The 6,734-nt window shown below is 69.6% G+C and carries 7 protein-coding genes; 2 read left to right on the plus strand and 5 right to left on the minus strand.

Annotation, left to right across the window (positions count from 1 at the left end):
• Positions 1-2 precede the first annotated feature (2 nt).
• Both D7Y21_RS39445 and rsmI read left to right on the plus strand, forming a co-directional pair.
• The gene (locus D7Y21_RS39445) at positions 3-368 is read left to right on the plus strand and encodes a YraN family protein (protein ID WP_120623073.1); all 366 of its coding nucleotides are present in this window, start codon (positions 3-5) and stop codon (positions 366-368) included.
• 13 nt (positions 369-381) lie between these two features.
• Positions 382-1,215, plus strand: a complete 834-nt coding sequence (gene rsmI, locus D7Y21_RS39450; protein WP_121718459.1) for a 16S rRNA (cytidine(1402)-2'-O)-methyltransferase — start codon at positions 382-384, stop codon at positions 1,213-1,215.
• A 30-nt stretch (positions 1,216-1,245) separates the two neighbouring features.
• Here the strand turns inward: rsmI and D7Y21_RS39455 are convergent, their stop codons facing one another.
• The 5 genes from D7Y21_RS39455 to D7Y21_RS39475 all read right to left on the minus strand — a co-directional run bounded on the left by D7Y21_RS39455 (position 1,246) and on the right by D7Y21_RS39475 (position 6,600).
• The gene (locus D7Y21_RS39455) at positions 1,246-2,541 is read right to left on the minus strand and encodes a hypothetical protein (RefSeq protein WP_121718460.1); all 1,296 of its coding nucleotides are present in this window, start codon (positions 2,539-2,541) and stop codon (positions 1,246-1,248) included.
• A gap of 78 nt (positions 2,542-2,619) precedes the next feature.
• Positions 2,620-3,651, minus strand: a complete 1,032-nt coding sequence (locus tag D7Y21_RS39460) for a M23 family metallopeptidase (RefSeq protein ID WP_120566123.1) — start codon at positions 3,649-3,651, stop codon at positions 2,620-2,622.
• Positions 3,652-3,725: 74 nt separating this feature from the next.
• Positions 3,726-5,150: a sigma-54 dependent transcriptional regulator gene (locus D7Y21_RS39465; protein WP_120566122.1), complete on the minus strand. Its 1,425-nt coding sequence runs from the start codon at positions 5,148-5,150 to the stop codon at positions 3,726-3,728.
• A 25-nt stretch (positions 5,151-5,175) separates the two neighbouring features.
• Positions 5,176-6,048, minus strand: a complete 873-nt coding sequence (gene encA / locus D7Y21_RS39470; RefSeq protein WP_120566121.1) for an encapsulin nanocompartment shell protein EncA — start codon at positions 6,046-6,048, stop codon at positions 5,176-5,178.
• Positions 6,049-6,111: 63 nt separating this feature from the next.
• Positions 6,112-6,600: a ferritin family protein gene (locus tag D7Y21_RS39475; protein ID WP_120566120.1), complete on the minus strand. Its 489-nt coding sequence runs from the start codon at positions 6,598-6,600 to the stop codon at positions 6,112-6,114.
• Positions 6,601-6,734 lie beyond the last annotated feature (134 nt).

Consider the following 6,734-nt stretch of genomic DNA (forward strand, 5'->3'; position numbering starts at 1 on the left):
GAATGGGGACGCGGCGGGAAGTAGGGGACGTGGCGGAGGCGGAGGGCGTGCGCCTGCTGGAGTCGCAGGGCTTCCGGGTGGTGGCGCGCAACTGGACGTGCCGCTACGGCGAGCTGGACATCGTGGCGGAGCAGGGGGAGCTCATGTGCTTCGTGGAGGTGCGCATGCGCTCCACGGCGGCGTGGGGAGACCCGTCACACACCGTGTCCTTCGCCAAGCAGCGCCGGGTGGTGAAGGCCGCGCTGCACTACCTCTTCCAGAACGGCATCGACGGGCGCATGGTGCGCTTCGACGTCATCTCCGTCGTGGGCCAGGGCGAGCACGCCCGGGTGGAGCATCTGCCCGCCGCCTTCGACGCTGGCATGTAAAGGAATCCGTCCCTTGGCTGGAACGCTCTACCTCGTGGCCACGCCCATCGGGAACCTGGGGGACGTCACCGCCCGGGCCCTGGAGACGCTGCGCACCGTGGGCTTGCTCGCGTGCGAGGACACCCGGCACTCGCGCATCCTGTTGGACCACTTCGGCATCACCGGGAAGGACCTGGTGAGCCTGCCCGCCTTCGCGGAAGGGCAACGCGCCGGACGCATCCTGGACCGCATCGAGGCAGGGGAGGACTGCGCGCTCGTCACCGACGCGGGCAGCCCCGGCATCAGCGACCCGGGGGAGAAGCTGGTGGCGGAGGCGCTGGATCGCGGCCTGAAGGTGGAGCCGGTGCCCGGGCCCACGGCGCTGGTGGCCGCGCTGAGCGCGTCAGGCCTGCCCACCGGGCGCTTCCACTTCCTGGGCTTCCTGCCGCGCAAGGGGCCGGAGCGCCGGGCCATGCTGGACGAGGTGGCGCCCCTGTCCGCCACCTGCGTCCTCTACGAGTCCCCGCGCCGTCTGGCGGAGACGCTGGTCGACCTGCAGGAGGCCTGGGGCGACCGCCGCGCGTGTGTGGCGCGCGAGCTGACCAAGCTGCACGAGGAGTTTGTCCGGGGCCCGCTGTCCGCGCTCGTGGCGCGCTACGCGGGCGAGGAGACCCGGGGCGAGGTGGTGGTGCTGGTGGAGGGCCGTACCGGCGAGCAGCGCTGGAGCGAGGACGAGCTGCGCCGGGCGCTGGAGTCGGGCCTGGCTCGCGGCGAGAAGCTCAAGCCGTTGAGCACGGAGCTGGCCCGCCGCGCGGGGTGGCCCGGCCAGGAGGTGTACCGGCTGGGCCTGGGACTGAAGCAGCGGTAGGGGAGGCCCACCGCTGCCTCAGGCGGGACTTCAGAAGCTGAAGGTCGCGCCCAGGTCGAAGCGGAACGTGGTGCTCTGGATGGCCCGGAAGCGGCGGGACACCAGGTCGTAGCGCCAGTCGAACGTGGGGTTCAGCTCCGGCGAGCCCACGGCGGTGTCCACGGTGCCGTCGCCGTTCAGGTCCTGGCCAATGGCCTCGGACGTGAGCAGGTGGTCCGTGTTGTAGAGGAAGTTGCCGGAGGCGCGGATGGTGAAGGCCTCGGCGGCGCGGGCGATGACGCCCACCTGGCCACCCACCTGGAAGTAGTCGTCGGAGGTGAGCAGCTTGCGCAGCGCGGAGCTCAGCTCGTTGTAGTACCGGCCGCGGCCCACGTAGTTGCCCAGGAGCCGCACGTCCAGGGCGAACTTCTGGGACCTCGCCGCGTTCTCGAAGGGCACCAGCTCCATGCCGAAGGTGAGCGCCGTCTGCGACGGGGCCTTGATGCCCGTCTCCTGGCGGGTCCACGGCTCGCGGTAGCAGTTGTACGGCGCACCCAGGTTGGGCGGGTTGGCGCCGGACTGGTCGCAGTTGGAGTAGGCGCCGGGGCCGCGCACCGGGATGGTGTGGGACGCCTTGAAGTACGGCTCCGCCACGCCCATCTTCCGCGAGAAGGTCGTGTAGAGCTTGTACTTGTGGACGCGGTCGCCCACGTTGCCGCGCCCATCCTTCAGCGGGTCTTCCGGGTCGGTGTTGTCCAGGCTCGGGTCGCGCTGCTTGGCGGTGGGCGCCTCGTAGTCGATGCCGACGATCCACGTGGGCTTGGTGTCGTCCTTCTCCTGGTTGAAGAAGGCGTACGCCAGGCCGAAGTGCACGTTGCCCAGGCCGCCGCGGTAGCTCTCCTGGGGCACCTGGAACAGCCGGCCCACGCAGCCCTCGGGGGAGTAGGGCGAGCCGTCCGCGTTGTAGCAGCTGTTGGTGATGGTGGAGTTGCCCTGGTTCGTGCCGGACACGAAGTTCCAGGTCTCGTTCTGCTGGAAGACGATGGGCAGCTTGAAGCTGAACTCCAGGTCCTTCCACAGGCCGAAGGCCACGGCCAGATTCAGCCGCGCGTCCACGCCCTTGTACCAGAGCTCGTTGACCTCCGAGACGTTGGTGGCGTCACCGCCGCGAAGCTGCTCGCGGACGATCTTCGCGCGTGTCTGCGTGCGCTCGAAGCCCACGTCGAGGAAGAGGTCGAACGGATCATCATCCTCGAACGAGGAAGCAATCCGGGTGATCTCCGCCGCGCTGGCGGCGAAAGGCACGCCCAGCGTCAGCGCGGCGATGACGGCGCGAAACCTGTGCATCCACTACCTCCGACGACCACGGCCCAGGGCTGCCAGCTAGCCGTGCCGTCGGAGGAGTGTCAAGAAATGGGTGGGGCTTTACTTCCCCGCGACGGAGGTTCCCAGCAATCCATCCAGCCGCTGGACCTCGGTGTCGAAGGCGCCCTTGTGGGCGGCCGCCAGGGACGCGCGGAAGGTCTTGTGCTGGTCGAAGGGGTCCAGGACCCGGTTTTCGCCCAGCATGAGCTGGTAGTGCAGGTGGGGGGCGAAGGAGTGGCCCGTGTTGCCGCTCTGGGCCAGCACCTGGCCCGCGTTCACGCGCATCCCGGCCTGGATGCTCTTGGGCAGCTCCGCCAGGTGCAGGAAGAGGGCGCGGCGGCCCTTGCCCCCGGTTTCCACCAGCTCGATGCAGTTGCCGTTGCTGCCAAAGTTCCAGTTCTTGCGCTTGATGACGCCCGCGAAGGGAGCCCGGACCGTCGTGCCCACCGGCGCGCGGAAGTCCACGCCCTTGTGGCCGCGGCCGTCGCGCAGCAGCGAGGTGATCTGCTCGTAGCTGTCGATGGGCGACTTCTCCATCCGCAGCTCCAGCTCGTCGCCGCCGGGCAGGTAGTAGCGGGCGTTCACCTCACCCGCGGGCGTGAAGCGGTAGGCGCGGTGCGTCTGGCCCGTCTTGCCGCTCACGAAGCGCACCGCGTACACCAGCGGCTCCTCGTTGGGGCGGCGCTGGAAGAGCACGTCCAGCGTGTCCCCTCGTAGGATTTCGCCAGGTACGCGCACCCACCACACCAGCGTGCGCGTCACCACCTGCGCCAGGGCGGGGCCCACGGTGGTGTCGGAGGCCTGGACGAGCGCCGTCTCCAGCGGGCCCTCGATGCGGATGGACACGCGCTCCAGGCCCGCGGCCTTCACGGGGTCGGTGGGCGCGGGCGGGGCCACGGGGGCCTGGGCCACGGTGCCGGCGTCCAGCGCGGACGCGGCCTGCGAGGCGACGTCCATGGGGACATCCGCCATGCGCTGTTTCCACCACCACACGCCACCCGCGGCCGCGCCGAGGATGACGGAGACGGCAACCACCGGTCCGAAGGGATTGCGCTTCGGTGGTCCACCGAGGGTGGGAAGATTCGGCCGCATTCAGGCTCCCTGAGGGTAAGAAGGTACGCGGGGGCCGAAACCGCCGGCGAAAAGGCGATATTTCGGCCCCCAGGCTACTCGTCCGGGCCGTCTTCCTGACCGTCCGGGGTGGTGTCGCGCAGGCCGAACTCCTTCATCTTCGTCTGGAGCGACTTGCGGCTGATCTGCAGGAGGCGCGCGGCGCGCGTGACGTTGCCGCCGGTCTCCTCCAGCTTCTTGACGATGAGGTCCCGCTCCAGCTCCGCGGCCTTCATGCGCACGATGTCCTTGAGGCCCACCTCGCCCACGGGGACGTCCAGCGTGCCCAGCGAGGCGGCGACCTGTGCCCCCGCCTGCACGCCCGCTCCCCCGCGCACCGGCTCCGGCAGGTCCTTCGCGGTGATGAGGGGGCCATCCGCGAAGAGCAGCACGCGCTCGATGAGGTTCTCCAGCTCGCGGATGTTGCCCGGCCACGCATACGCCTGGAGCAGCGCGAGCGCGTCGTCGGCGATGCCTTCGATCTTCTTGTGGAGCCGCCGGTTGTACTTGTCCACGAAGTGCTGGGCGAGCATCGGGATGTCGCCGCGGCGCTCGCGCAGCGCGGGCAGCGCGATGGGCACCACGGCCAGCCGGTAGTACAGGTCCTTGCGGAAGCGGCCCGCTTCGATCTCCGCCTGGAGGTCGCGGTTGGTGGCGGCCACCAGGCGCACGTTCACGCGCGTCGTCTTGATGCCGCCCACGCGCTCGAACTCGCCCTCCTGGAGCGCGCGCAGCAGCTTCACCTGCATCTCGACGGGGATCTCGCCGATCTCGTCCAGGAAGAGGGTGCCCTCGTCGGCCAGCTCGAAGCGGCCGGGCTTGGACGTGACGGCGCCGGTGAAGGCGCCCTTCTCGTAGCCGAACAGCTCGCTCTCCAGGAGCGTGGCCGGGATGGCGGCGCAGTTGATCTTGATGAACGGCTTGTCGCGGCGGCTGGACGCGCCGTGCAACGCGGTGGCGATGAGCTCCTTGCCCGTGCCGCTCTCTCCGGTGATCAGCACCGTGGAGGGCGTGTCCGCGACCTTGTCGATGACCTTGTAGACGTCTTGAATCTGCGGCGACTCGCCGATGATGGCGGACCGGGCCTTGTGGTCCGCGCGCACGGAGCGCTTGGCGCTCTCGTTCGTCTTGGCGGCCTTGGCCACGACGGAGGACAGCTCCGCCTGATCAAACGGCTTGGTGATGTAGTCGAACGCGCCCGCCTTGATGGCCTCCACCGCGGAGTCCACGGTGCCGTGCGCGGTGATGATGATCACCGGCACGTCCGGGTTGGCGCTGCGCACGGCGGCGAGGACCTCCATGCCGCCCAGCTTGGGCATCACCAGGTCGGTGACGACGATGTCCGCGCCGTTCTTGTGGAACTCGGCCAGGCCCTGCTCGCCGTTCTCCGCCACGGTGACGTCGAACCCGTCGCGGCGCAGCAGGGCGGCCAGCACCTTGCGCAGGTTCGTCTCGTCATCGATGACCAGGACCTTGGCCATGGGTCTTTCGCGCGGAGACCGCGACTTAACGGCGCGCCGGAGGAGCGGCCGGGGTGGCGCCTTCCAACGTGCAGATGGCGTCCGGGTGCTTGATGCGCAAGAGCAGTGACTCCAGCACGCGGAACGGGTGGTTCATCTTGCTGGCGCCCAGGTAGGCCGCGACCATGTCCATGGCCACCGCCAGGTCCATGTTCTCCCGGCCCGTGGACACCACCACGCCGGACTCACCGCGCAGGCGGTTGGACTGGTAGACGCCGTCGGCCGCGAGCTGGCTGATGGTCTGGATCTCCAGCACGCCCGTCTTCTCGTAGATGCGGTGCAGCTGCGAGTACAGGCGCGGCGACAGCACCACGGCGTAGGGCCCGAAGTGGCCGGCCTCGTTGAGCTTGCGCGTGGCCTCCACGATGGTCTGGAAGCCGCCGCCCGGCGCCGTCCAGTCCCCCAGCGTGGCGGTGAGGCGGCCGTTGGCCGTCATCAGGCCCTCGTAGCCCAGGCGCTGGTCGCCGTAGAAGATGAGCTCGTCCTCCTGCTGCGCGCACAGCGCGGCGGCGCCGGCGGCGGCGGACACGTCCAGCGGCATGTTGTGCGTGCGCGCCGCTTCGATGTCCCGCCAGTGCAGCAGGAAGTCCTTGTAGATGATGGGGATGGTCTTGAACTTGCGGACGTCGGTGAAGACCATCGCGGTCTCCTGCTCACCGACGATGTCCACCGCGCCCGGGGACACGCCCTGGAACTCGTCGTAGGCCACCGTCTGCACGCCCGCGCCCAGCGGCCCGTAGATGTCCAGGATGCGGCGGCCCACCAGCGAACGGCGAGCCACCTGGATCACCGTCTCGTTGAGGCGCGCCCACTCCTCTTCGCGCAGCGGGTTCTCGGCATGTCCAAGGAAGTCAGGCATCTGTGTCTCCGTCACGAGCGGCGGCAGAGGAGGGGAGAGGAGAAGGCAGGAAACAAAAGGGTTCTAACGACCGCCACCGGAGCCGCCGCTTCCACCGCCGCGGCGCAGGCTGCCGATGGTGAGCGGATGGCCGTTGGCGGAAGGCGGCGGCGCGGGGACGCCATAGATGAGCCGCTGGGGCGGCAGGGACGTCAGGGGCTCGTTCGCCAGGCGGCCCAGCGCGGGCGGGGCGGGTGGCGCCGCATGCACGGGTTCGGCGGCGGGCAAGGCGGGCTCCGAGGGGACACCCCCCACGGCGGCCTGGAAGTGGCCGGGGACGAAGGGCTTGGCGAAGTGCGCGTCCTGACCCTTGTCGAGCATGCGGAGCATGTGGGTCGCCTCGGACACGTGCTCCTTCTCCTCCGCCGCCAGGTGGAGGAAGAAGGCCTTGACCTCCGGGAGGGAGGAGTCCTCGGCGAAGGCCTCGTATTCGTTGATGGTCTCGAGTTCGCGCGCCAGGACGGCGCGGATGCGCGCGACGTCGGACCGCTCGGTGTCGGACTTTCCGGCCATTGGGGGCGGACCCTCGCAACCCGTGGGGTGACCGTCAAGTGAAACAGCGGTCGAAGGGTTTCCTGCTGCATGCCGAAGAACGCCGGACGTAGAGTCCGCGCCTTCGTGACCGCCCCCGCGCCCGCCTCGCCCCC

The sequence above is a fragment of the Corallococcus sp. AB045 genome (assembly GCF_003668895.1).
GTDB classification, from domain to species: domain Bacteria; phylum Myxococcota; class Myxococcia; order Myxococcales; family Myxococcaceae; genus Corallococcus; species Corallococcus coralloides.

Excerpts from the sequence above, each read along its gene's own strand:
- D7Y21_RS39445 (WP_120623073.1), top strand. The coding sequence starts at position 3 with ATGGGGACGCGGCGGGAAGTAGGGGACGTGGCGGAGGCGGAGGGCGTG.
- D7Y21_RS39455 (WP_121718460.1), bottom strand. The coding sequence starts at position 2,541 with ATGCACAGGTTTCGCGCCGTCATCGCCGCGCTGACGCTGGGCGTGCCT.
- D7Y21_RS39475 (WP_120566120.1), bottom strand. The coding sequence starts at position 6,600 with ATGGCCGGAAAGTCCGACACCGAGCGGTCCGACGTCGCGCGCATCCGC.
- D7Y21_RS39465 (WP_120566122.1), bottom strand. The coding sequence starts at position 5,150 with ATGGCCAAGGTCCTGGTCATCGATGACGAGACGAACCTGCGCAAGGTG.
- encA (WP_120566121.1), bottom strand. The coding sequence starts at position 6,048 with ATGCCTGACTTCCTTGGACATGCCGAGAACCCGCTGCGCGAAGAGGAG.
- D7Y21_RS39460 (WP_120566123.1), bottom strand. The coding sequence starts at position 3,651 with ATGCGGCCGAATCTTCCCACCCTCGGTGGACCACCGAAGCGCAATCCC.